Below are 25157 nucleotides of genomic sequence, written 5' to 3'. Positions count from 1 at the left end.
TTCTAACCGTCCACAAACACGATATGACAAACACCATTTATATCCATCAGCCGGAAAAATCGGTCAGCTTTACCCGGCTGCCCAATTTCCTTTTTGAAGCCCCCACATTCACACCCCTGTCCAATGAAGCGAAGATACTGTACGCCTTTATCCTGCGCCGGACGGAGTTGTCCCGTAAGAACGGCTGGGCGGACGAGTACGGGCGCATTTACCTGTACTATCCAATCTGCGAGGTAGTCGCCCTGCTCCACTGTGGGCGGCAGAAAGCCGTCAATACCCTACGGGAATTGCAGTATGCGGGGCTGGTGGAGATCCAGAAGCAGGGCTGTGGAAAACCCAACCGCATTTACCCAAAATCCTATGAAGCGGTTCCAAACACCGACTTCAAGAAATCCGGTTATGGAACGCCGGAGGACTGAAAACCATACCCATGAAGTATGGAAATCACTCCCCGGAAGTACGGAAACCGGACGGTATATAGAAATATAAAGATAAAAAGATTGATTTATATTCTATCCATTCCTATCCTATCAGAGATAGTTTCGGCGGGATTTTCCCTGTGGAAACCCGCTGGAAAAGAATGGAACGAGGAAAGGAGCAGAATGGCACAACACGCAATTTTGCGGTTTGAGAAACACAAGGGCAACCCGGCAAGGCCGCTGGAAGCCCATCACGAACGGCAGAAAGAGCAATACGCCAGCAACCCCGACATTGACACCAGCCGGAGCAAATACAACTTCCATATCGTCAAGCCGGAGGGCAGGTACTATCATTTTATTCAAAACCGTATCGAACAGGCCGGTTGCCGTACAAGGAAAGACAGCACCCGGTTTGTGGATACGCTCATTACCGCCAGCCCAGAGTTTTTCAAGAAGAAGTCGCCAAAGGAGATACAAGCGTTTTTCCAGAGGGCGGCAGACTTCCTCATCGGGCGGGTAGGCAGGGAAAATATCGTGTCGGCCGTGGTACACATGGACGAGAAAACACCCCACCTGCATTTGGTCTTTGTCCCTCTGACAGAGGACAACCGCTTGTGTGCAAAGGAGATTATCGGGAACAGAGCCAACCTCACAAAATGGCAGGACGATTTTCACGCTTATATGGTGGAGAAATATCCCGACTTGGAGCGTGGGGAAAGCGCCAGCAAGACAGGCAGGAAGCATATCCCCACCCGTCTGTTCAAGCAGGCGGTCAATCTCTCCAAACAGGCAAGAGCCATTGAAGCCACGCTGGGCGATATTACCCCGTTCAACGCCGGAAAGAAAAAAGAGGAAGCCCTCTCCATGCTGAAAAAGTGGTTCCCGCAGATGGAGAATTTCTCCGGGCAACTGAAAAAATACAAGGTCACAATCAATGACCTGTTAGCGGAAAATGAAAAGCTGGAAGCAAGGGCAAAAGCCAGTGAAAAAGGCAAGATGAAAGATACGATGGAACGGGCAAAGCTGAAAAGCGAACTGGACAATTTACAGCGGCTGGTTGACCGTATCCCGCCGGAAGTGCTGGCGGAGTTGAAGCGGCAACAGCGGCACACAAAGGAAAGGTGATTTTATAAGCAGATTTTTACGCCGTCCCTGTGCGGCATTGTACCTTGAAAATTGAATACAGGAGGTTCTATGGAGCATATCAGATACAAAAAAGAAACAGAGGTCGTGACTTTTCAGGGAAAAGAAATCACGCTGGAAAACCTCTCCCCGGTGTTCACGCCGGAACAGGAAGTGGCCAAACGCTGGGAACTGGAGCAGCAGCTTTATGAGGTGTTCCGCAAATATGCCGATAAGCGGCAGAAAGAGGAAGCCGGGGCGTAAGGTTTTCCGAAGCCATCGTTGATTTACGGGGCTGCTGGCGGTATAATAGAACTGTCAGCAGCTCCGTTTCTTTTTTAAGAAAAGGAGCGACAAAATGAATAACAGAATAGACGCAATCTATGCAAGGCAATCGGTAGACAAAAAGGACAGCATTTCCATTGAAAGCCAGATTGAGTTTTGCAAATACGAATTGAAAGGCGGGAACTGTAAGGAATACACAGACAAAGGGTACAGCGGCAAGAACACAGACCGTCCAAAGTTTCAAGAACTGGTGCGGGACATTAAGCGGGGCTTGATAGCAAAGGTCGTGGTTTACAAGCTCGACCGTATCAGCCGTTCCATTCTGGACTTTGCCAACATGATGGAGTTGTTCCAGCAATACAATGTGGAGTTTGTGTCCTCTACGGAAAAGTTTGATACCTCTACTCCGATGGGGCGGGCTATGCTGAATATCTGTATCGTGTTCGCCCAGCTTGAACGGGAAACGATACAGAAGCGGGTGACGGACGCTTATTATTCCCGCAGCCAGCGAGGATTTAAGATGGGTGGAAAAGCCCCTTATGGCTTCCATACAGAGCCAATCAAGATGGACGGTATCAACACAAAGAAGCTGGTGGTAAACCCAGACGAAGCGGCAAATATCCGGCTGATGTTCGAGATGTACGCCCAGCCCACAACCTCCTACGGGGACATTACCCGGTACTTTGCCGAACAGGGAATTTTATTCAACGGCAAGGAACTAATACGCCCCACGCTGGCGCAGATGTTACGCAATCCTGTCTATGTGCGGGCAGACCTTGATGTGTACGAATTTTTCAAAAGTCAAGGGACAATCATTGTCAATGACGCTGCCGATTTTACCGGCATGAATGGCTGCTATCTGTATCAAGGGCGGGATGTGAAGCCCAGCAAAAAGAACGACTTGAAAGACCAAATGCTGGTGTTGGCTCCCCATGAGGGCATTGTCCCCTCCGACATCTGGCTGACCTGCCGCAAGAAGCTGATGAACAACATGAAAATCCAGTCTGCCCGGAAAGCAACCCATACATGGCTGGCGGGAAAAATCAAGTGCGGAAACTGCGGATATGCCCTTATGAGCATTAACAATCCTGTGGGAAAGCAATATCTCCGCTGCACAAAGCGGCTGGACAATAAAAGCTGTGCCGGGTGTGGGAAAATCATCACTTCGGAGCTGGAAGCGGTGGTTTACCAGCAGATGGTGAAAAAGCTGGAAAAGCACAAGACGCTGACGGGCAGGAAGAAAGCGGCAAAGGCAAACCCGAAAATCGCCGCCCTGCAAGTGGAACTTCTCCATGTGGACAGCGAGATTGAAAAGCTGGTGGACAGTCTGACGGGCGCAAACAATGTGCTGCTCTCCTATGTGAATGTGAAGATAGCGGAACTGGACGGGCGCAAGCAGGAACTTCTGGCGAGGATAGCGGAGTTGACGGTGGAAGCCATCAGCCCGGAACAGGTCAGCCAGATTTCCGGCTACCTCGACACTTGGGAGGATGTATCCTTTGACGACAAGCGGCGTGTGGTGGATTTGATGATTACCACCATAGCCGCCACAAGCGATAGTTTGAATATCACATGGAAAATCTGACGGGCGGAACCCCTCCCGTCAGATACCTACCCTGTGTAGTCCCTTGTAAACTGTACTTTGATCCAGAAAAAAGAACTTAACATTTTCGGTTCCAGAAACGCACTGAAAAAAGATTTCCTGCAGTTGATTGACCTTGTAAAAGAGGGAAAGGTCGACCTGGATAAAATAGTTACCAATACATATAAATTTGACGATGCAGCCGCTGCTTTTGCAGATTTTGATAAAAACGCAGCCTCTATGCTGAAAGTCATATTTGAATTTTAAAAACGAACGGAGGTATTTGTTATGTCACATTCTGCATGGTTATTCATGTCCTTGATCATTTCCATGGTTGTTATCTTATTTTTAATTCTGAAAGTAAAATTAAATGCTGCCATTTCTTTAGTGTTGGGAAGTATCCTGATGGGCGCATTATCCGGCGTTTCCCTGGTTGAGACCATAGACGGCATCAATGTGGGCTTCGGCAACATGTTAAAGGGTATGGGGCTTCCCATCGGTTTCGGCATTATCCTGGGCGAACTGGTCAGCAGGTCCGGCGGTGCCCAGATCATTGCCTCAAAGATCGTAAAAGCATTCCCCAAAACAAAAGCGATCTACGCCATCGGCCTGGCTGCTTTTATTCTCGCCATCCCGGTATATTTTGATGTGACCTTTGTTATTTTGATTCCGATCGGCATTGCTCTTATGAAAGAGATCAACAAATCCATTGCCCATATTGTAGGCGCCATCACCATAGGCGCTGCCGCTGCCCACACCATGGTGCCCCCTACCCCGGCTCCCCTTGCCGCAGGCGAGATCTTCGGATTTGACACAGGCATTATGATCGCATTCGGCACTGTTTTCGGACTGATCGGCGTATTCCTTGTTATCTTTATCTATACAAAGTTTTTGGACAAAAAGACGGACTTCTGGAATCCTGAAACAGATGAGTCTTCCGCCGGCGTCCATATCGATGCACAGGAGGACAGCTCCATCACACCGCCGTCTTTCGGCTTTGCTTTACTGCCTATTTTTGTGCCGATCATTTTGATTCTTTTAAACACAGTTACAGGCAGTGCCATGGGTGATGCACAGCCCGGTATTTTCCTCTTTTTAGGTGACAAAACAGTTGCTCTGCTGGCAGGAGCCATTGTGGCTTATCTGATCGGCGTAAAATGTATGGGCAAAGAGAAAGCGGAAAAGGCTGCTACAGATTCTCTCTCCTCCGCAGGTATCGTATTCCTGATCACAGGTGCGGGCGGTGCTTTCTCCAACATCATCACAATCACAGGCGTCAGCGATGCCATTGCTGATATTGTGAGCGGATTTGCACAGAATGTGTTTGTTGTTCTGATCCTGTCCTACCTGGTCGGCCTGCTGATCAAACAGGTGACCGGCTCAGGTACCGTATCTGCGCTTACCAGTATGACCATTATGTCCGGCGTGGCTTCCGCCATCACACTGCCGCCGGTGTTTGTGGCAATGGCCTGTTTGTCCGGAACACTTTTCGGCGCAACCGTAAACGACAGTGGTTTCTGGATCGTAACCAATATCAGCGGGCTCTCCATCAAGGGAGGCATCAAAACATATACCGTATCAGAAATGATGGAATCTGTCTTTTTCCTTATTTTGCTGTTGCTTGCAGCCGGCGGATATATGATAATATTCTAAGATAACAGGAGGAATTTATTCATGAGAGAAAGACCCTTTGTCGCAGACCTGGTCAGTGACCAGACCATCCCGAAAATGTTTAAAGTAAAACAGGTATTTCCCCGGCCCAAAATTGAGCCGGAGGAAATACCCGGAATCATTGAATCCCTGCTTTCCCAGGAGAAGTTCTCCTCCAAAGTAAAACCCGGCATGCGCATCGCCATCACTGCCGGTTCCCGGGGCATCGCAAACGTAGCACTCACAACAAAATGCATTGCTGACTTTGTAAGATCAAGAGGCGCCCATCCATTCATTGTCCCTGCCATGGGAAGCCACGGCGGAGCCACTGCGGAAGGTCAGCGGGCGATCCTGGAAGGCTACGGAATCACAGAGGACTATGTAGGCTGTCCTATTATTTCTTCCATGGAGGTCAAAAAAATCGGGGTAAATGAGGAAGGCATGGATGTATTCATTGACAAAAACGCCGCCGAATCCGACGGTATCATCCTTGGATGCCGCATCAAACCCCATACAGCATTCCGCGGCCCCTACGAAAGCGGAATCATGAAGATGATGGCTATCGGCCTTGGAAAACAGCACGGCGCTGAGGTCTGCCATGAAGCGGGCTTCAAGAATATGGCCAAATACGTCCCCATGTTCGGCCGTGCGATCATTAAAAACGCCCCTATTTTATTTGCAGTCCCAACCATTGAAAATGCGTATGACGAAACATGTAAGATCATAGCCGTAAATGCAGAAGAGATCATTGAAAAAGAACCGCCTCTCCTGCAGGAGGCCTTTGCCAATATGCCCAGGATTCTGGTTGATTCCTGTGATGTTCTGGTCGTTGACCAGATTGGAAAAAACTTCAGCGGAGATGGTATGGATCCCAATATCACCGGAACCTTCTGTACCCCATACGCAACAGGCGGAATCCGGTCACAGCGCGTCTGTGTCCTGGATCTGAGTCCTGAAACCCATGGAAACGGGATCGGACTTGGCTATTCCAGCGCCACCACAAAACGCGTCTTCAATCAACTGGACTTATCCTCCATGTACCCAAACGCGATCACCTGTACAGTTCTGGGCGGTGTGCGGATTCCCATTGTCATGGAGAGCGACAGGGAAGCCATCCAGGTCTGCATAAGAACCTGCAATGAGATCGATAAAAAGAATCCCAGGGTTGTAAGGATTCCAAACAGCCTCCACATAGAACATATCATGCTCTCAGAATCTTACTATGAGGAAGCAAAAAACAACCCAAATCTGATCATTGAGAGCGAACCGGAATACCTCCCCTTTGATGAGGACGGCAATCTCTGGTAAAAAAACATTCCCCGCTTTTCCCTGAAAAAAAGGAAAGATGCCGCCAGGGCTGTTAATATGCCCCTTCCGGTATCTTTCCTTTCTCTTTGCCAGCTGCAGACATTTTCCTGTATCTGTCATGCGCCCTTGAGACTGCAGAATATCTCATTATAACAGTATCACTGACCGCTTCTTGTTATATCCCTCACCCAATTATACTTTTTGTAATGTATGTATACAGCCGGAAGTTTGATGATCTCATCCAGGTTGATGATAAAGTACACAGCCAATATCGGTATTTTAAAATAAAACGCTGTCAGCAGTCCAAGAGGTACTGTCACCACCCACATAGTCACCGCGTCACAGAAAAGGCCGAACCTGGAATCTCCCCCTGCGCAGAAGATACCTGCGATCACAGTGGAATTCACAGATTTTCCTATGAGGTAATACGTACACATAAACAGCATTCCCTTCAGATATCCATGGGCCGCCGGGCTTAGATTGGAAAAGCCGAGGATCATAGGACTTAACCCCAGAAGCAGAAGGCCGGACAGAGCGCCCATCAAAATGGAGAGGCGGCACAGCCTGTCTCCGTAATCTTTGGCAGCGTCCAGATTCCTCTTTCCCAGTTCATTTCCAACAATGATTCCGCCGCCGCTTCCCAGTCCCAGACACAGACAGGCGATCAGGTTCTTCACAATATTGGCAATGGAATTGGCAGCCACCGCATCGCTGCCCAAATGTCCCATAATAACGGAATACATGGTAAATCCGCATCCCCATATGAGCTCATTTCCAAGCACAGGAAGGGTATAATGGAAGAAATCGCCTTTCAATTCCCGGTCAGCGCGCACCAGATATTTCACATGCAGCCTGATCCTGCCATGCCGCAGGGATTCTGTAAATGCCCATCCCAGCTCCAGAACCCTTGACAGCACCGTCGCCAGCGCTGCCCCGGCGATCCCCATAGCCGGAACCTTCCAGACGCCGAAAATAAAGACTGCGTTCAGCACAATATTTGTCACCATGGAGACAGAACCTATCACCGTACTTTTTAAGGTATATCCGCTGTTTTTCATGATGCACAGATAAATCTGGGAAATCCCCATGAGCAGGTAAGACACTCCCACGATCCGCAGATACTGCGCCCCCTGCGCGATCAGACCTGCATCCGGGGTAAAGATCCGCATGAGAGTCTCCGGAATCAACAGGGTTCCCAGAAAGAAAACAAGGGATATGGCAGAGGAAAACTTCAGCGCAATGGCAAGTATTTTCTCCACCGACACCTTATCCCCTTTTCCCCAGTATTGGGCTGCCAGGATTGTGGTCCCGATGGTAAGTGCTGCCAGAAACAGGCTCAGAACAAACTGTATCTGACCCGCAAGGGAAACCGCAGACAGGGCCTCCTGGCTGATCACACCCAGCATTATGGCATCGGATGCGCTGACCGCTGCAGTCATAAAATTCTGAAAGGCAATGGGAAGGACCAGGGTAAACAGCTTTTTATAAAATATTTTCTTATCACTCACCGATTTCCACTGCCTCTACCTTTGCCCAGGACTCCGGATCAAATTCCCTGTCTTTGTAATAGTATTTTTTATCCGCATCTGTGATCCGGCGAATCACCCGGCAGGGATTCCCCGCTGCCACCACATTGGCGGGAATGTCTTTTGTCACCACACTGCCTGCCCCGATCACTACATTGTCTCCAATGTGCACACCGGGAGTGATGACTACATTTCCTCCGATCCACACATTGTTTCCGATCGTCACAGGAATCCCGTATTCATATCCTGACTGTCTGGCTGCAGGATGCACCGGATGTCCGGCAGTATAGATTGATACATTTGGCGCAAGCAAAACATTTTCCCCGATGGTAACCTTGCCCACATCCAGTATGGTGCAGTTATAATTGGCAAAAAAGCCTTTTCCCACCTGGATATGAAATCCATAGTCACAGTAAAACGGCGGCATAATGGACACATTCTCCTGTGCACCACTCACTATTTTTCCCGCCAGCCTGCCCAATGTCTCAAAATCCGAGGGGTCCGTAGTATTAAATTCTCTTAAAAGTCTTCTGGTCACCTTCTGCTGGTCAAATACCGCATCATCTGATATATAGGGAAGACCTGCATCCCTGCGCGTAATATTATCCATCTCTTTTCTCCTTCACAAACAAGTATTTTCATGTATAATAATAGTGTATTAATTCCGTATATTCTATCAAAATATGCCATTATATTATAACAATCGTATTTATGAAGGAGGTATTTGTGAACGGAGTAAGCATTTTAAAGGACGCCTCAGAGATTGTCCACTACAACACCCCCAATATTCCCCTGTATCTGAAAGAGCGGTGGCTCTCCTCCTATGCCAATATGGAGGCTCTCTGCCACTGGCACGAGGATATCGAATACATGAAAGCTCTGAAAGGCCACATGGTCTACTATGTGAATGGAGAAAAACTGGCGGTCCGGGAACACGATGCCCTCATAGTAAATGCCCGGCAGATGCATTACGGTTTCTCAGAGGATAAGACAGACTGCTATTTTGCCTGCATTGTCTTTCGTCTCCATCTTCTGTGTACCAATCCTGAGCTTACGGAAAAGTACATCCATCCCATTGCCGGGCATCCGAATCTTCCCTACATTTATCTTCACGCAGACAATCCCGCTGAGGCAGCGGTCATCCGGCATTTCGACGCGGCATGTGAGGACTGCCGAAGGCATTATGAAGGTTATGAGCTGATGATGATCAGCAGGCTGACTGCCGCCTGGGCTGCGCTCTACTCCCTTTTAAGTCCTAATCTATTGTCCTACAGCACTGCCATGGAGGAGGACTTATCCACCCAAAGAAACATGATCTCGTTCATATACCGGAACTATACACAGAAACTCTCCCTGAACGATATTGCAGCCGCGGGCAGTATATGCCGCAGCAAATGCTGCCGGATCTTCAAAAAATACCTGAACAAAACGCCCATAGATTTTCTGAACGCCTACCGCCTGGAGGTCAGTATGCGCCTGCTGACAGATACCGCTATGAGCATCACAGAGATTGCCCTGTCCTGCGGCTTCCAGAGCCCCAGTTACTATGCGGAAATCTTCCAGCAGCACAAAGGCTGTACCCCCAGCCATTACCGTATGCGGCAGGCAGAGGGATATGAGGCACGCGGATGCCTCTAATCCCCCGGCCGCTTTGTTTTTCTGACCTTACGGACTTTCCCCTTGATCGGCTTCGTCTGAAGACATTCTATAACCTGATTCCCCTTAAAATTTAAAATCTCCACATAGCTTAAACTGTCCCGGATATCCACAATGCCTATGTCTGAGGCCTCCACGCCGTCAATACTGCAGATGGTTCCCACAATATCCCCAGCCCGCATTTTTGATTTCCGGCCTCCGCCGATGGACAGACGTGTAATTCCCCGGTTCAATACCGCCCCCTTTTTAGGTTTCGCTTCTGCTTTTACGCGCTGGGCTTTCCAGAATGCCTTTTCCTTTTCTTCCTCTATCTCCGGAATTTCCGCGCCGGGCAGCTCCTGCCCCACAAATGCCTCCACCTGCTTCAGCATCCTTTTGTCCTCTTCTGTTACCAGGCTTATGGCTGTACCGCATTTTCCGTTTCTTCCGGTTCTGCCGATCCGATGGACATACGTTTCCTTCCCCGTTGGAAAATCATAATTCACAACATGGGTAATCTGTTCAAAATCAATCCCCCTTGCAGCCACATCCGTTGCGATCAGAAAGCGAAAGCAGCCTCTCCGAAACGCATCCACAGTCTTAAGCCTCTCCCTCTGCTCCATCTCCCCATGCAGCATCCCGCAGAATATACGCCCTCTGCGCAGCTTCTGAAACAGAACATTTGTCATCTCCCTTGTCCCGCAGAAAATCATACAGCTCTTTGGATTCTCATTTATAAGAACCTTGAGAAAGTCCCCGTATTTTCTCTCCTGATCAGTGAAATAGACCTTTTCCGTGATCGCCGCTGTCTGCTCCTTCGTGGGTTCCTGCAGCACAAGTATTCTGTCCGGAATAAACGCATCCGCCAGCTCCCTGATTTCCGGCCCTAATGTGGCGGAGAACAGGGATATTCTGCAGTTTTCCTGAACCAGAGAAAGGATATTTTTCACTTCGTCGATAAAGCCCATATCCAGCATCAGATCCGCCTCATCTATCACCAGCCATTTTACTTTGTCAAGCTTCAGGCTCTCCCTGCCCAGATGGTCCATAATACGTCCCGGTGTACCTGTGACAATATGGGATTTCTGCCGCAGGGTCTGAATCTGCTTATCAATGGGAAACCCTCCGAAAACTGCCGGCACCTTCAAACGTTTCTTTCTTCCTATATGAAACATTTCCTCGCTGACCTGCACTGCCAGTTCCCTGGTAGGCTCCAGTACCAGCGCCTGGGGCGCATTCTCCTCCCACCATACACCTTCACAGATCGGTATGGCAAATGCCGCTGTCTTCCCGCTGCCCGTCGGTGCTTTCACCACCACATTTTTTCCCGCAAGCATGGGTGTAATGACTTCCTGCTGTATGCCTGTAGGTGTCTTATATCCCAAACCTTCCAATGCTTCCAGGATTTCCTGTGAAAGCGGGTATTGGTTAAAATTGTCTGTCATTGTTTTTTACCTTTCTCTAATTCCTCTTCCCCATGGCTTTGCAGAGGGACGCTAACCTGTTATACAGTTTATCAAAACACAGATGAGATTGCCAGACATTATTTGCTTATATTTCCCTCACTACAGACAATGACTCCCTCATAAGCCGAAACTTCCCCGATTATCATAATTCTACCTGAACTTCAAGCAGAAAACTACATACTCCATAACCAAAATTCCAGATAAAAGCCGGAACAAAATTGGATTGCATGTACATATCAATCAAATCCCAATTTAGTTATAATCATTTTATAAAATATTTCGTGAAATTTTATAAAATACCCCATCACAGTACCTCTGTGTCCGGGAAAAAGGGAGGAGCATTGTATGCGTGTCGGATAATTTATGAAAACAACAGCGGAACCTGTTTTGTTTGTATCCGCTGTACAAAATGTGACCCTTCTGCCGAATGCCAGCTTCTTTCTTTGAAAATCGTATCATCTGACCGTAAGTTTCTATGAGATGACATCTTTTCATGAATGCCTGACGGCTCTCTGCAGAAAACAAAATCTACATTACAATAAGAAAGTGAGGAATCAGTATGGAAGTAACAAGTAGTAAAAAAGAGATATGGACAATGGGCAGTTATTCTCTATTGACCCTGGCAATCATGGTCGGATTCATGTACCTGAATACATTCGCCACCGAGGTTCTTGTAATTCCCGCAGGAACTCTGGCTGTGGCACTGGGCGTGGCAAAGTTTCTGGATTTCTGTTTCAGCCTGTTTGCCGGTGCTATCATTGAAAAAGTCAAAATCGGAAAGACCGGAAAGAACCAGTCCTGGCTCTATCTTGGCCGCTGGATCCTGGCCGTTTCAATCATGGCTGAGGTATGTAATACCAGTTCCGCTCCCATGGTAGTCCGTGTGGCAGTCCTTGCTGTATCCTATACAGTTCTGAACTGTCTGATGAACATTCTTCAGACTGCTTACTATGGCGTTCTGGCCGCCGTAGCAGGTCCGAACATGTCCAACCGAAATGCAATGACCGTCAACATGACACGGCAGAGCACGGTTATCACCATCATTTGTTCTTTCATTCCTACCCTTGTTACTGTTCTTCCTTTTGGTAACTGGAACTATTTTATCGTTGCTTTCGTATTTATGATCCCTATGCCTTTTGCTCTGGGAGCAATCGCCAAATGCGCGGACGGCAAGGATGTTCCTGTCGGTGCTACCGCTTCTGTGAACCAGGTCAGCATCGGCGATATGTTCGGTACATTGCTTAAGAATCCCCAGATGCTGGTTCTTTTCCTGGTATTTACGATTCTTTACATTGCGCAGTTTACCTATCAGGCTAACTATACCTATTACTTTATTTATGTTGTCGGTGATTTCACCAAGCTTACATTTGTTACTCTGATCAATGCCATTGTCGGATTCTTAGCCGCCATGGTTATGCCAAAGCTCGGAGCAAAACTGGGCAAAAAAATGTCCTGTGTATTTGGATTTCTCCTTATGAGCATTGCACTGATCCTGGTATCATTTTTCGGTGCCCCAAATGGTGTTCCCAACCTGACCGCTTATATTATCCTCATGTCTCTGATGATGGCCGGAACCTATACCTGGATGCCCTACATGGTAGTCCTTTACCTGGATGCAGGTGAATATTTCCTGTATAAAACGGGAAAAGATACCCGTGCGATCGCTGCCGGCCTGGCTTCCCCGCCGATGAAGATCGGTATGACCGTGGGCAATACCCTTGGCCTGGCTCTGTTGTCTGCCATCGGTTTTGTTTCCGGAGGCGCCTTTGAGATCAACACTGCATGGATCTCCAATTTCATGCGTGTTACGTTCATGCTCCCCGGGTTAATCTATCTGGCATCCGCCATTATCCTGCTGGTGTTTTACAAGATCAGCGACAAGGATGCTGCCAAGTACGCCCAGGCAAATGCTGAGAAAATGCAGCAGAGCAAGTAACAGAAAATAAAATATTTCAAAAAGAACAGGAGAGAAAATTATGTCAAAAATACCCTTTGATGAAAAAGAAATGACCATCGCTTATACCGTTCCTAATATGCTTGATCCTACCATCCCGGAAAGTCCCGCCTGGACTTATCCCCAGTCCGAAAAAGAGGCAATAAAAGAGCTGTATGCCGGAACACCCACCTGGTGTCCCTCCGGTCTGGAGTCTGGTCTTTTTGCCCCTTCCGTAATCCCGGATAACATTGCACGCGGCTTTGTCATTGAAGGAGTCCCCTTCGATATGGCAAACTACGGCGGCCCTGATATGTTCGGCATCGAATGGGAATACGTTCCTGTAGCAGGCGGTTCCATGGTCCGTCCCGGCACCCCTCTTCTTGAAGATGCCAATGACTGGAACCAAATCCTGAAGTTCCCTGACATCGACGCATGGGACTGGGATGCCAGCGGCAGACAAAACTACGACTTTCTCCACAACGGCAAAGCAAACATGCTCTGGTTCTTAAATGGCTGCTGGTATGAGAGACTGGTTTCCTTCATGGATTTTGAAGGTGCGGTTGTAGCTCTGATCGATGACGAGCAGAAGGATGCCTTAAAAGAACTGTTTGCTAAGACAACAGAACTGTACTGCAGACTTGTTGACCGCTGCGCAGAGACTTACGGAGACGGTATCTCCGGATTTACCGTACACGATGACTGGGGTTCCCAGAGAGCGCCGTTCTTCTCCCCTGCAGTGGGCGAAGAGATGATCGTTCCCTACATGAGAGAGCTGACAGACCACATCAAGTCCAAAGGACTGATCGCTGACCTGCACAGCTGCGGCAGCCTGGAAATGCAGCTTCCCAACTTTATCAAAGCCGGCTGGCAGTCCTGGTGCCCCATGCCTATGAACCCGACCCAGAAAATGTACGAAGAATACGGCGATAAGATTCTTCTCCACGTAGAACCGGACCTGCCCGAAGGCGCTTCCGAAGCAGAACAGGAAAAAGCCGGTGAAGAATTCGTCAGAAAATACTTCAAGCCCGGCAAATACTGCTTCCCCAATTATATGTATTTCCCACAGAAGATGACGCCTGCGTTCCGCAAAGGTATGTACCGTGCATCCAGGCAGTAAACGGTAATTTATTATCATTTTGCTTTTTATTCACAGCGCCCGGAGGAGAACGGTCTTCCGGGCGCTGCTGCTTAGCAGCATACTGTTTCCAATATGTTTTATGAAAGAGAGGAACGCGAATGTCTGATAAAAATCTGGCTCCCGCGGCAGTCCCGCCGGAAGAAAATAACATCATGGGTATTGCTCCCATACCAAAACTCCTTGCGAAATTTGCCATACCTTCCGTCATCTCCATGCTGGTAAACTCCATCTACAATCTGGTGGATCAGATTTTCATCGGCCAGGGTGTCGGTTATCTCGGTAATGCTGCCACCAACGTGGTATTTCCTTTTGTCACCATCGCCATGGCGATCTCACTGATGATTTCCGTGGGTACCGCCGCCAATGTCGGACTGAATCTGGGCGGAAAAGACCAGGACTGTGCCAATCTGACTCTCGGCAACGGCTTTACCCTTGCCCTGTCAAGCGGAATCATCCTCTGTGTCATCGGTGAAATCTTCATGGTTCCCCTGCTGCGCCTCTTTGGTGCCACTGACACAGTGCTGCCCTATGCCATTGATTACGGCCGCATTTATCTTCTTGGCACCATGTTTACCAGCGTGGGCATTATGATCAATGATGAGATCCGTGCCGACGGCAACCCCGGCTATTCCATGAGATCCATGCTGATCGGCGCTGTGCTCAACTGTGTGCTGGACCCGCTGTTTATCTTCGTCTTCCACTGGGGCGTGAAAGGCGCTGCCTTTGCCACCATCATCGGACAGTTCGGCACGCTTGTCTTCAGTCTTCTTTATCTGAAAAAGTTCCGCACACTGACAATGAAAAAGGAAAATATGAGGCTGCGTCTCTCCATCGTAAAGAGCATCCTGGTACTGGGCCTCTCCTCCTTCCTCACACAATATGCCGCACTGGTCATGCAGATCATTATGAATCAGCAGACGATCAAATACGGCGCGCTGTCTCAGTACGGTGCTGACATTCCTCTGACCGTGTTTGGGATTGTCAATAAGGTAAATGGTTTGATGATGTCTCTGATCATGGGAATCTCCGTTGGCTCACAGCCTCTGTTCAGCTATAATTACGGCGCCAAACTCTTTACACGCGTAAAAAAACTGGCGCAGACCTGCCTGATCGTCTGTGTTACCATCGGCTTTCTCGGTATGCTGTGTCTGCAGATCTTCCCGCAGCAGATCATTTCCATATTTGGTCAGGAAAACGATCTGTATAATGAATTCGCTGTGATGTGTCTGAAAAATATGACCATTTTCATCTTTGTCATGGGCGTTCAGATGGTGGCCAGCGTATACTTCCAGGCAGTCGGAAAGGCAATGGGCGCTACAGTGCTTTCCCTGTCACGCCAGGTATTGTTCATGATTCCCTGTATGCTGATCCTGCCTTACTTCTTCGGGATTATCGGCCTGATGTGGTCCTTCCCGGTGTCGGATGTGTTCTCGGTGGCTATGGCGGCGATCATGCTTTCGATGGAGATGAGGAAGCTGAATCGGTTGATTCGGGTTCCGGCTGCGCAGGCGCAGGCGGAATGATTTATGTGGACATAGATATCTGACAACTACAGTTATAAAATATAACAGCGGATTGGAGAATCCGCTGTTATATTTTATGCTTACCCTCATTTTTGAACTATCCAGCGCTATCCCCGTCTCCTATCTGCGGAAGCTTGATAATGATAGTTTTCCACAGTCTAAACCGCCGGAATCTCTCCCGGCGGTCTTCTTATTTCACCGCAAGATGCGCCACACTGCATGGCGGCAGTGTAAACTTAAAAGCACCATTATCTAAAATAATATTGTGAAATGGTACCGGCTGCACCTTTGTCGGCTCCTCAAAAGTATTCTTTGCATGTATATCTCCAGCCAATAACTCACCCTTCACCTCTTTTACTTCTCTCTCCATGATTTCAGCCTCAATCTCACTGGCTTCATCAGCCGATAAATTAGTAATAGTTATATGCACCTGTCCTATGTCATCAACCGATACGGAATGCGTAAGATTCGGAACCATAAATGCCTCCTCCAGACCAATCCTGGAAATCTCCAGAGTGCTTTCCACAAGAGAAGCTCCCTGATGGCACTTATACATTTGAAACACATGGTATGTAGGCGTTTTTATCATCCGTTCCCCTTCTGTCAGCAGTACAGCCTGAAGCACATTTACCATTTGGGCAAAATTAGCCATTTTCACTCTGTCACAATGTTTATTAAATAAATTAAGGTTGATTCCCGCAACAAGGGCATCACGCATGGTGTTCTGCTGATACAGAAATCCCGGATTTGTACTCGGTTCACAGTCATACCAGGTTCCCCACTCATCTATGATCAGTCCGATCTTCTTATCCGGGTCATACTCATCCATAATCTGACCATGCCGCTCAATCAGTTCTTCCATATACAACGTCTTGCTCAATGTTCTGTACCAGTCCTTTTCATTGAAAAAGACAGCACTTCCCTTTTCCTTCCCATCCCCGGGAACGGTATAATAATGAAGCGATAAACCATCCATAAACCCGTGATGTTCCGGCGCAGAGCTGCGGAAACAGGTGTCCAGAACCGTTCTGGTCCATGTATAATCGTCTGCATTTGGACCGCAGCAGATTTTTTTAATGCCTCCGTCATTTCTATAGTCCCGGATATAGGTCTGATAACGTCTGTATTCATTTGCATAATATTCCGGGTTCATATTGCCGCCGCATCCCCAGTTTTCATTACCCACACCCCAAAACTTTACATCCCAGGCTTCCTCGGAACCATTCGCCTCACGAAGCTGTGCCATAGGTGACAATCCCTTGAAGGTAATATACTCTACCCACTCCGACATTTCCCTTACAGTACCGCTTCCCAGGTTTCCGTTGACATATGCACTGCATCCAAGCTGGCGGCAAAGTTCAAAATACTCGTGTGTTCCAAAGCTGTTGTCTTCCACCACACCGCCCCAGTGTGTATTGATCATCTTCTTTCGTTTCTCTTTCGGGCCGATGCCGTCCATCCAATGATATTCATCTGCGAAGCATCCGCCTGGCCACCTTAATACAGGTACATTTATTTCTTTCAAAGCATTGATTACATCTGTTCTCATTCCGTTTACATTTTCAATGGGTGAATCCTCACCCACATAAACCCCGCCGTAAATACAGCGCCCCAGATGTTCCGAAAAATGCCCGTAAATTTCTCTGTTAATCTTTCCTGCTATCTTATTTGGATGAATCCGTAATTTATGCATTCTACCATCCCTCTGCTTCTGAAACTGCAGTATCTCTGTTTTTCAATAATCCAGCACCTTCACATGAAAATTTTCAAATACGGCACAGCCATTTTCCGCAAACATACCAATGTAAGTGCCTGTAAATGTCATATTTCTCGTACTTTCTGTGCAGAGGCCTACCGTCAGCCCGCTTCCCAGTTCCACAAATGTTTCACCGTCCAGACTATAAGAAAATCTGTAATATGTTTTATCTGATACGATCCGCAGCTTAACATTTTCTGCTGCAGGAATTTCCGCACTTGCTGTAACTGTAAAAATGTCATGAATATGTTTCGCCAAACAAACTTTCCATCTGTCCATTTCTCTGCTCAGATAAATCTCATAGTGATAGGAATCATTATAATAAGCAGTAAGACCTGCACGCATTCCCTGTACTGCATCCAGCAATGAAACATCTGCCACGGATACCGTCTCAAACCCTTTCTGCCGCACACCGATCCAGGTTGGGCTTGCCATTTCATTGATGGTTGTACTGGTTCCTCTAAGAATCAGTTTTCTCTTTGCAGTATCCCTCACATAATTCTCCATAGATGGATTCCTCAGGAAATTATAATGCAGGCTGAACTTATCCTGTGAAAAATCGTCTGCAAAATTACGATTGACCGGTGCCGGGCTTTCTCCGGGAAGGGGACCTTCCATCTCCGGTGAGATCAAACCGTTTTCCCCTACAATAGGCCATCCGTCTTCTGTCCACACAACCGGCGTCAAAAAAGTCTCACGCCCCAGATTATGAAGCAGTACCCTGTCTTTTTTCTCCTGACATGGACGGATTGCCAGACAGACCAGCCACCAGTTCCCATTGTGGTCCTCTATCATATCTGCATGGCCGGTACAGTAAATCTCCTCCCTCATGTCATCTCTGTGAGTGAGTATTGGATTATGGGGGCACGCCTCAAATGGTCCGTAAGGGCTGTCTGACCGCAGTATAGTTTCCATATGTCCGTATTCCGTGCCGCCTTCAGCCAGCATGAGATAATATTTTCCAAACCATTTATAAAGATGCGGGCCTTCCGCATACCTGCCGCCGCATCCTCTGCTGATCACCACGCTCTCCGTGAGCCGTTCCCCGGTAAAAGGATTTACCTGGCAGAGGAAGATTCCGGTTTTTCCTTCACTGTCCATACTGGTGGACGCAAAATACACCGTTCCGTCATCATCAAAAAGCAGGGACGGGTCAATTCCCCCCTGATCTACCCAGGCAGGCTCCGACCATCCTTTTTTCATATCCGTGGTATGTACAATAAAATTCCCTTTACCTGATGTATTCGTTGTCGTCATAAAAAAAGTTCCCTGATGATAACGGATTGTAGGTGCATAGATTCCTCCCGAAGGCCTGCACCCATGTAAATCAAGCTGAGATTCTTCTGTAAGGCAATACCCTTCAAGCTCCCAATTCACAAGGTTCCTGCTGTGATAAACGGGAACTCCCGGATAAAATTCAAACGATGAATTAACAATATAGTAATCCTCTCCTACCCGGCAGATTGACGGGTCAGGATTGTATCCGGAAATAATCGGGTTTCTGTATTTCATTTAAGTTGTCCTCCATTTTGTCTTGTTATAGTTGTGATTGTCAGGGAATGTCTCAGCCTTTCAGACCGGACATTTTTATTCCCTGGATAAAATATTTCTGGCAGGTGGCAAATATCACCTGTTTGCACAAATCAATCATAAATCATATGTGAATTGTCAAGGTATTCCGATTACCGAAAGGTAACCGGATATTTTTCTATCAACGGCTGAAAATTAAGCGCTTACACATAAAAAGCACCAATCATTCATGACTGATGCTTTAAAATAATCTTATTCTGTTGAAAAGTAATTCACTGCAAACTATTTTTTCGATTTTCTTTCTATCTCATCCTCAATAAAATGATTGGCAATTTCAAAAGCCTTTACGCGCCTCTTAGCCAATGTGATCTGAGATTTATACCGGGAAGCGTTTTCTTTTGCTTCAAACGTTTTTATAGTTTCTCTCAGCTTGTGCAGAGTTGAATCAATCTGTCTTTTCGCTTCCATTAATTCATCCATCGAATAATCCATACTCGTATTCCCCATTATCTCTATTCTTCCGAACTGACAATTTAATATTTATAAAAAACACAAAATGTAAACTTGTAACTACTGAAAAAATTCATCTTGAAATCATGATCTCTAAAACACGGCTTACCGCATATAAGCCAGTACCGCCGGATTACTTTGTTGTTTTTACATCTGTATACTTTATGATTTTAATATTTTTTTGTTTGGCAAGTGAAATTGTTTTTTCTTTACTCCCCTTAGAATTTCCGCTTCCCGATGTCAGAATCAGTTCAATTTCTTTTCCTTCAGGGAGCAGTTCCAGAATATTATTAAAAGGTGTGGAGGGAAAGCCTGCCCAGATCGGAACCGCTAAAATCACTTTTTCATACTCAGACAAATCAAACGTATCTTCTTTAATTTCTGTTTTCTTCTGCCTTCTGGCGGCAAGAGACCCACAGACATAAGCATTGAAAGCGGAACGATTCCTTTTTTCCTTTATCTCAATCAAATCGGCATCTATATCCCGTGCTGTTTTTTCAGCCAGTTCCCTCGTTTTTCCTGTATAAGAATAATAAATAATTACAGATTTCATCCCTATCTCTCCCTTGCGCGAATATTTTTTCTGCCCCCCTCAAATGACTGGAGGGCTTTCCCACGACAGTGGCATATTTTTTGAATTTACATTCTGATTTCCCGATTCTTTTTCATCGTTCCGATTCATTTTGCACAGGCGGTAACGGATTCTCCGCTGATGTATATGCATCAGGGATTGCTTCCCCTTTAAACAGAGCATCCCCATTGCGTACTAAAATATCTTTTCCGGACTCTGCCCCCCAAACGCTGTGCCCGGAGCCGGGTGCAATTACAAATCTGACATCGTCAAAATATTCCCTGTACTGGTAATGCATCTGCCATGGCACAACACCGTATTCCGGCTGCACAACCAAAATCGGAGGTGTATTCTTTTCCTTTAAGGCAGCTGTGAAATCAGGGGATTTTTCAAGTGATTCTGTATTCAGTGCATTGGAAAGATAATTCATATGTCTCATCGGCCTTCCGTCCTCTGTGAAAGAACCGGTAGCAAAGCTTACCATGATACTCACCAGGTAATCATATTCTTCATAGATACTTGTCCATCTCACCTTCCGCCAAAACAGAACTCCATTTCTTGCTAAAAATTCCGCAACCCCGCCTAGAATCAAAATTTCCGCACGAGAAGCACGGCGGTTTCAACGTGCGGTGAAAGTTTTCTTTTATACTCCATATCAATAATCCTCCGTATCCCCAGCAATACTTCTTACATATTTGTTATATTACTTGCAAATAAAAATCAACTTTATGAATATGTGTATTGCTATCTATAATTTCTATATCTTTAGGTATCCCTGATATTATATACTTTTCATCAAATACCAGTGACATATAGCTATCTGCATCTGTATGAATCACTTTATTTCTTGCATATTCCGGTATCATTCTTTGAATAATAGAAAATGTCTTTCTAAAATTATAACATTCCTCATATCCTATTGCAGACAATTTTTTCCCATTAAGAATTGACAGAATTCTGCTACACCATTCGCTTTTCACCCAATCATCTAAATGATAAACCGCAATTTTATAACTTTCACAATTATCTGCAAAATATTTTATCAATACATCAAATTCTTCATCCATTAACTTTCTATCTGAAAATATTTCCTTTTCAATTATCTGTTTTAACTCATCTCTATCGGATTTATTCTTTTTATACTTTTGCAGCCCTTCTTTAAGTTTATCATTTTCTTCTAAATCTAGACCTAAAAATGGCTTTCTCAAACTATGTTTCACAAAAACCGTTTTCAAAACTTTCTTTTTCCTAATCTGATCTATTATTTCACTTTTAAATAAAGCAAGTAAAGAATCGTTCCTTTTGCTAACAGCCATAATGTCTATATCAACTCCTCCAGAACTGACATACACATATATAGGGATTCGAACAAATTTTACATAGACATTCTCTATACCATCAATACTTAATAGCTCATCCGGTTCACTTTTCGTTTTATCATTGTAAATGTTCATTTCGTCAAGAAAAACTTTATTTACATTATCGATATTTTCCTTAAAAATCTCTGTGTCACTTACTTCAAAATCTGCATCTAGTTTTTTATCATTAACATAAACCTTATCAATGAACTGATAATTTTCATAATCAAGGATTATTTTGTGATTAATAGGATCTAGGTAAATATTTTTAACTGTGTCTTTCCGTCTTTGTATAGTTCTTAACTCTCTTAATGCCTGTTTTCCTTTTGCTAACAAACTGCAGCGATTCGTTGTACAGTAAACTATATCTTTCACACTCAAATCTGCAAGTGTTACCTCTAACAGTTTTCTATCAATCCCTAATATCCTCACCAATTCGTCTATTTCCTGAATTCCTTCATTTATTAATCGTAATACTATCTCATCCAACAATGGAAGAGAGTAGAATGAACGTTTAGTAATTGACAATACAGCTCTTATTATAGGAACATAGATTTCATCACGTTTTACAAAAAAATATCCATCATTTTTTCTCACATTAATATTGGATAAGGATTCAATTAATTTATCCACTATATTTCACCTCCTGGTACGATAAGGCATTCATCATCATGTTCACAAATATAATCAATGATTTCAATAAACTTATTATCCGGATCATCAAACTTATAAAAGAAATCCATGTCACCACAAATAATAAGTAAATTCTTGGCTCTTGAGAAAGCAACATTAACCCTTTCTTTTTCTTTTTGAAAACCAATTGAATTTTTAGTCCTAACTGTACTATATATGATGATATCGTTTTCTCTTCCTTGAAAAGCATCTAGTGTATTAATATCAATTACCTTAGCTATTCTGTCATATCCACTATTATTTACAGATTTTCGAATCAAGTCTTTTTGTCCTCGATAGCCTGTAATAATTCCAATATCCAAATCTGAAAGTACACCTTCACCTTTAAAACATTCCAACAATTTTTTGACTAAAGTATTTTCCACATAGTTACAAAAAGACCCGCCCTTAAGTCTACTTTCGTCATTCCTATCCATCATTGAAGTATCCACCCAAATAATAGATTTTCCTTCAAATTTTTTTATCGGATGTGTTCTATTCTTATCATCGACTTCTGTTGCAATTTTTCCTTCATAGAAAACTTGACTAATCAAATTGCCAATATTTCGTCTCATTCTATATTGTACTGTCAAAATTTGCTTATGCGTATCAGGTAATACATTAAACAATAAATCAAATAATCTATACTTAGGTTCTTTCGTCAACTTAGCTATTATAGGTGATAAATCTTGATCCGCATAAGCTGGTAATTGATTCTGGTCGCCTACTAATACAATCTTCTTTGACTTAATGATAGAGACTAATAATTCTGGTGTAGTCGCTTTTGCCGCCTCATCGATAATTACATAATCAAAATCTAATTCTTTGACAAAATCGTTTGACAAAAATCCTACACATGTTCCAGCAATAATCGTAGCACTTTTTATCACTTGATAATCTAAGGTTTCTAAATTACTACATCTATTAATCCAATCTTTCTGAATGTCTTTAATTCTTTCCCACCTATCTAATAATTTTTGCTCAACAATATTTGCATATAACGCATTTTGCTGTTCAATATATTCATTAGATTTTTCTTTAATGTCTATAAACATCTTCTTTCTAATAGCATTCATAGTACAGGTTTCTTCAACTTTTGTCGATATATTCTCTGCACGCCCAATTCTAATAATATCTAACTTTCCCTCATCTATATCAACTAATCCCTCAACAATATTATCCACTGCTGTATGTGATTGAGATACAATAAGAATCCTTGATGTATCATCAAATTTATTTATTTGCGTTAAAATTTGCCACACAATTTCTTTTATTACCGTTGTTTTTCCTGTACCTGGTGGTCCTTGGATCAGGCTTATACTATCTGAATAAAGCGCCTTTCGTATTGCTTCTTTTTGAGATGAGTTCAAGCTATCCTTGCTAAACCTTATATTTTGTAAAAATGGTGTGTATGTAGGCTCATCCAGATTAAGTAAAACATCTTTTAAATTTTTGGAAGAATAATTATCATCATGTAACGCACGAATAGCATAATGTTGTCTCTTATATGCACTTATATTAGCTCTAAAATCTTCCATCACAGAACGCTGTTTTCTAAGTAAAGGACGCAATTTCCCCATTTGTACTTTTTTATCTAAATCTATAACAAGAACCGTTTCCTCTTCATCATATCTTACACCATGATAATTTCCTATATCATAATAGAAAAAATTCCCTCTGCTATCCACATCTTCAATGATATAGTTCATATCATTTTCTAATCCATCGATATCATTATTTTTGTATTCTTCAACGGTCAAAAGTAATTGCTGATCTACTATATTAAAAGCGGAATATGACACCCTCCCCACTCGTTCTTTTTCATTTCTCATGGATTCATCTAAGCCATCCTGCCACTTTCCAAATAGTTCTTCAAATAACTCATCTTGTTTTTGCAGCGCACTTTTACTATTTTTATTATTCCTAAATTGTATAATCAGCTTTTCATTATCACTTTCAAAACTTCTTCCAACATAATTACGTCTTCCATTTTCTATAAATTTAACAACTCCATTAATTGTAAACCCTCTTTTTTGATTACTAATCCTTCTATCAACAGACAAAGACATAATTTTATTTACTACAAATAATTGATTTTCTTCATCATATGTACATTCAACGGCTATTTTCTTTCCAGAAAATATATAAACATCTGTATTTGGGTTATAAAAAGCAGAACATTCCTTAAATTGACTTTTTAAAAATGATTTTGTAAAAAGAGTCATATTCGTATTTGCTTCAATTAACGAAATATTTTTCAAATATCTCAGTTTGTCAACATCAATGCTACATAAATATGTATCTTTTTGAGGGCTATTATCTCCAATTAAATCCCCCATGATATCAATAACCGAACCAATATCTTGATATCTATCTTTTGGTTCTTGCGCAACCATTTGAGCAATTAATTTTTTTAAATTATCAGGAATCTCTAAAGTATCCATTGTTCTACAGATCATTTCCGTTCCATTAGGCAACATTCCGAATAAAATATAAAAAATTACTGCTCCTAAAGAATAAATATCACTAGCCTCAGTTGTACTATTCCCTTTAACAACTTCTGGTGCTGAAAAATTTGGAGAAAAGAAAGGCAGGGTTGTCTCTTGTTCTACTATAGATTTTATTTTACTTGTTCCAAAATCAATGATTTTTACATCGCCAGTATCGACATTATACATGATATTAGAAGGCTTGATATCACGATGTAAAACATTATTATTATGCGCTTCTTCAATAGCCTTTAAAATTTTCAAACAGAGTCCATACTTTTCTACCTGCGAAAAACTACTCAAGTCTAATTCTTCTAGATTTATTCCATCAACAAAGTCTAATAAAATCAAACCCCAATCATTTTTTCCTCTGAACTCTGCATTTAACATATAGTCTCTAATTTTCACAATATTATCACAGGAATTTAATGTCTTAAGAGCGTCTACTTCTCGCTTAAATATTAACTTTTGAAATCTATTATTTAACGAACCAATTAATTTTAATGCGTAAACCTTATCACAAACTCGCTTATTTTTTTCTTTAACTTTCAAAATAATTGTTTCGCTTGTCCTAGATGAATGAATGACCTCTAATACTTCATAATTATCCATAGTATTTTTCAACTCCTTCTTTGGCTGATAACCTAATTTTACCACACAATCCAACTGTTTACTATCTCA

20 protein-coding genes and 1 pseudogene are annotated in these 25157 nt (G+C 44.1%); 11 read left to right on the top strand and 10 right to left on the bottom strand.

Annotation, left to right across the window (positions count from 1 at the left end; genetic code table 11):
• Nucleotides 1–23: 23 nt before the first annotated feature.
• The 7 genes and pseudogenes from V8Q34_RS11665 (at nucleotide 24) to V8Q34_RS11635 (ending at nucleotide 6366) form a co-directional block, all read left to right on the top strand.
• Nucleotides 24–419: a replication initiator protein A gene (locus V8Q34_RS11665; protein WP_020225663.1), complete on the top strand. Its 396-nt coding sequence runs from the start codon at nucleotides 24–26 to the stop codon at nucleotides 417–419.
• A 183-nt stretch (nucleotides 420–602) separates the two neighbouring features.
• Complete coding sequence (gene mobV / locus V8Q34_RS11660) at nucleotides 603–1544, top strand: MobV family relaxase (protein WP_040452192.1); 942 nt, start codon at nucleotides 603–605, stop codon at nucleotides 1542–1544.
• Nucleotides 1545–1613: 69 nt separating this feature from the next.
• Nucleotides 1614–1805 carry a hypothetical protein gene (locus V8Q34_RS11655; protein WP_227359740.1) on the top strand — a complete coding sequence of 64 codons (192 nt, stop codon included), beginning with the start codon at nucleotides 1614–1616 and terminating at the stop codon, nucleotides 1803–1805.
• Between the two features lie 94 nt (nucleotides 1806–1899).
• Nucleotides 1900–3411, top strand: a complete 1512-nt coding sequence (locus V8Q34_RS11650) for a recombinase family protein (RefSeq protein WP_020225666.1) — start codon at nucleotides 1900–1902, stop codon at nucleotides 3409–3411.
• Between the two features lie 48 nt (nucleotides 3412–3459).
• Nucleotides 3460–3675: pseudogene (locus V8Q34_RS11645) on the top strand (alcohol dehydrogenase); the annotation flags it as partial.
• A gap of 21 nt (nucleotides 3676–3696) precedes the next feature.
• Complete coding sequence (locus tag V8Q34_RS11640) at nucleotides 3697–5061, top strand: GntP family permease (protein WP_033139001.1); 1365 nt, start codon at nucleotides 3697–3699, stop codon at nucleotides 5059–5061.
• A gap of 21 nt (nucleotides 5062–5082) precedes the next feature.
• Nucleotides 5083–6366 carry a lactate racemase domain-containing protein gene (locus V8Q34_RS11635; protein ID WP_335835480.1) on the top strand — a complete coding sequence of 428 codons (1284 nt, stop codon included), beginning with the start codon at nucleotides 5083–5085 and terminating at the stop codon, nucleotides 6364–6366.
• 158 nt (nucleotides 6367–6524) lie between these two features.
• Here V8Q34_RS11635 and V8Q34_RS11630 read toward each other — a convergent pair whose 3' ends face one another.
• Together V8Q34_RS11630 and V8Q34_RS11625 are read right to left on the bottom strand one after the other, a co-directional pair.
• Entirely contained in the window at nucleotides 6525–7874 is a 1350-nt protein-coding gene (locus V8Q34_RS11630) for an MATE family efflux transporter (protein ID WP_335835479.1), read from the bottom strand.
• Nucleotides 7867–8502: a sugar O-acetyltransferase gene (locus V8Q34_RS11625; RefSeq protein WP_103732620.1), complete on the bottom strand. Its 636-nt coding sequence runs from the start codon at nucleotides 8500–8502 to the stop codon at nucleotides 7867–7869. The genes V8Q34_RS11630 and V8Q34_RS11625 overlap by 8 nt, the downstream gene beginning before the upstream one ends.
• Nucleotides 8503–8618: 116 nt before the next feature.
• Between V8Q34_RS11625 and V8Q34_RS11620 the strand changes: the two genes are divergently transcribed.
• The gene (locus V8Q34_RS11620; RefSeq protein ID WP_197064063.1) at nucleotides 8619–9530 is read left to right on the top strand and encodes a helix-turn-helix transcriptional regulator; all 912 of its coding nucleotides are present in this window, start codon (nucleotides 8619–8621) and stop codon (nucleotides 9528–9530) included.
• Here the strand turns inward: V8Q34_RS11620 and V8Q34_RS11615 are convergent.
• Complete coding sequence (locus tag V8Q34_RS11615; RefSeq protein ID WP_335835478.1) at nucleotides 9527–10972, bottom strand: DEAD/DEAH box helicase; 1446 nt, start codon at nucleotides 10970–10972, stop codon at nucleotides 9527–9529. The genes V8Q34_RS11620 and V8Q34_RS11615 overlap by 4 nt on opposite strands.
• Before the next feature lie 580 nt (nucleotides 10973–11552).
• Here V8Q34_RS11615 and V8Q34_RS11610 point away from each other — a divergent pair.
• From V8Q34_RS11610 to V8Q34_RS11600, 3 genes are all read left to right on the top strand, one after another.
• Nucleotides 11553–12929, top strand: a complete 1377-nt coding sequence (locus V8Q34_RS11610) for an MFS transporter (RefSeq protein WP_081960088.1) — start codon at nucleotides 11553–11555, stop codon at nucleotides 12927–12929.
• A 40-nt stretch (nucleotides 12930–12969) separates the two neighbouring features.
• Nucleotides 12970–14046 carry a uroporphyrinogen decarboxylase family protein gene (locus V8Q34_RS11605; protein ID WP_033138994.1) on the top strand — a complete coding sequence of 359 codons (1077 nt, stop codon included), beginning with the start codon at nucleotides 12970–12972 and terminating at the stop codon, nucleotides 14044–14046.
• Between the two features lie 119 nt (nucleotides 14047–14165).
• On the top strand, nucleotides 14166–15590 hold the full coding sequence (locus tag V8Q34_RS11600) for an MATE family efflux transporter (RefSeq protein ID WP_335835477.1): 1425 nt from the start codon (nucleotides 14166–14168) through the stop codon (nucleotides 15588–15590).
• 190 nt (nucleotides 15591–15780) lie between these two features.
• Here the strand turns inward: V8Q34_RS11600 and V8Q34_RS11595 are convergent, their stop codons facing one another.
• From V8Q34_RS11595 to V8Q34_RS11565, 7 genes are all read right to left on the bottom strand, one after another.
• The gene (locus tag V8Q34_RS11595) at nucleotides 15781–17283 is read right to left on the bottom strand and encodes an alpha-N-arabinofuranosidase (RefSeq protein WP_335835476.1); all 1503 of its coding nucleotides are present in this window, start codon (nucleotides 17281–17283) and stop codon (nucleotides 15781–15783) included.
• Nucleotides 17284–17325: 42 nt separating this feature from the next.
• Complete coding sequence (locus V8Q34_RS11590) at nucleotides 17326–18858, bottom strand: glycoside hydrolase family 43 protein (RefSeq protein ID WP_335835475.1); 1533 nt, start codon at nucleotides 18856–18858, stop codon at nucleotides 17326–17328.
• A gap of 300 nt (nucleotides 18859–19158) precedes the next feature.
• Entirely contained in the window at nucleotides 19159–19368 is a 210-nt protein-coding gene (locus V8Q34_RS11585) for a hypothetical protein (protein WP_335835474.1), read from the bottom strand.
• Between the two features lie 151 nt (nucleotides 19369–19519).
• Nucleotides 19520–19939, bottom strand: a complete 420-nt coding sequence (locus tag V8Q34_RS11580; RefSeq protein WP_335835473.1) for a flavodoxin family protein — start codon at nucleotides 19937–19939, stop codon at nucleotides 19520–19522.
• A 112-nt stretch (nucleotides 19940–20051) separates the two neighbouring features.
• Nucleotides 20052–20489, bottom strand: a complete 438-nt coding sequence (locus V8Q34_RS11575; protein WP_335835472.1) for an alpha/beta fold hydrolase — start codon at nucleotides 20487–20489, stop codon at nucleotides 20052–20054.
• A 166-nt stretch (nucleotides 20490–20655) separates the two neighbouring features.
• Nucleotides 20656–21948 carry a hypothetical protein gene (locus V8Q34_RS11570; RefSeq protein WP_335835471.1) on the bottom strand — a complete coding sequence of 431 codons (1293 nt, stop codon included), beginning with the start codon at nucleotides 21946–21948 and terminating at the stop codon, nucleotides 20656–20658.
• Nucleotides 21948–25088 (bottom strand): serine/threonine-protein kinase, encoded by a 3141-nt coding sequence (locus V8Q34_RS11565; protein WP_335835470.1) that lies wholly within the window; start codon nucleotides 25086–25088, stop codon nucleotides 21948–21950. Before V8Q34_RS11565 ends, V8Q34_RS11570 begins: the two co-directional genes overlap by 1 nt.
• Between the last annotated feature and the right edge of the window lie 69 nt (nucleotides 25089–25157).

Source organism: Blautia sp. JLR.GB0024 (assembly GCF_037000545.1).
Classification (GTDB): Bacteria; Bacillota; Clostridia; order Lachnospirales; family Lachnospiraceae; genus Blautia; species Blautia celeris.
The sequence above is the reverse complement of the archived record's forward strand: the minus strand, read 5'-3'. Positions and strand labels throughout refer to the sequence as shown.

What these genes read in the sequence shown, in the direction of transcription:
- V8Q34_RS11655 (WP_227359740.1), top strand. Translation starts at nt 1,614, where the DNA reads ATGGAGCATATCAGATACAAAAAAGAAACAGAGGTCGTGACTTTTCAG.
- V8Q34_RS11615 (WP_335835478.1), bottom strand. Translation starts at nt 10,972, where the DNA reads ATGACAGACAATTTTAACCAATACCCGCTTTCACAGGAAATCCTGGAA.
- V8Q34_RS11605 (WP_033138994.1), top strand. Translation starts at nt 12,970, where the DNA reads ATGTCAAAAATACCCTTTGATGAAAAAGAAATGACCATCGCTTATACC.
- V8Q34_RS11580 (WP_335835473.1), bottom strand. Translation starts at nt 19,939, where the DNA reads ATGAAATCTGTAATTATTTATTATTCTTATACAGGAAAAACGAGGGAA.
- V8Q34_RS11585 (WP_335835474.1), bottom strand. Translation starts at nt 19,368, where the DNA reads ATGGATTATTCGATGGATGAATTAATGGAAGCGAAAAGACAGATTGAT.
- V8Q34_RS11610 (WP_081960088.1), top strand. Translation starts at nt 11,553, where the DNA reads ATGGAAGTAACAAGTAGTAAAAAAGAGATATGGACAATGGGCAGTTAT.
- V8Q34_RS11595 (WP_335835476.1), bottom strand. Translation starts at nt 17,283, where the DNA reads ATGCATAAATTACGGATTCATCCAAATAAGATAGCAGGAAAGATTAAC.
- V8Q34_RS11600 (WP_335835477.1), top strand. Translation starts at nt 14,166, where the DNA reads ATGTCTGATAAAAATCTGGCTCCCGCGGCAGTCCCGCCGGAAGAAAAT.
- V8Q34_RS11635 (WP_335835480.1), top strand. Translation starts at nt 5,083, where the DNA reads ATGAGAGAAAGACCCTTTGTCGCAGACCTGGTCAGTGACCAGACCATC.
- V8Q34_RS11665 (WP_020225663.1), top strand. Translation starts at nt 24, where the DNA reads ATGACAAACACCATTTATATCCATCAGCCGGAAAAATCGGTCAGCTTT.
- V8Q34_RS11625 (WP_103732620.1), bottom strand. Translation starts at nt 8,502, where the DNA reads ATGGATAATATTACGCGCAGGGATGCAGGTCTTCCCTATATATCAGAT.
- V8Q34_RS11565 (WP_335835470.1), bottom strand. Translation starts at nt 25,088, where the DNA reads ATGGATAATTATGAAGTATTAGAGGTCATTCATTCATCTAGGACAAGC.
- V8Q34_RS11650 (WP_020225666.1), top strand. Translation starts at nt 1,900, where the DNA reads ATGAATAACAGAATAGACGCAATCTATGCAAGGCAATCGGTAGACAAA.
- V8Q34_RS11640 (WP_033139001.1), top strand. Translation starts at nt 3,697, where the DNA reads ATGTCACATTCTGCATGGTTATTCATGTCCTTGATCATTTCCATGGTT.
- V8Q34_RS11590 (WP_335835475.1), bottom strand. Translation starts at nt 18,858, where the DNA reads ATGAAATACAGAAACCCGATTATTTCCGGATACAATCCTGACCCGTCA.
- mobV (WP_040452192.1), top strand. Translation starts at nt 603, where the DNA reads ATGGCACAACACGCAATTTTGCGGTTTGAGAAACACAAGGGCAACCCG.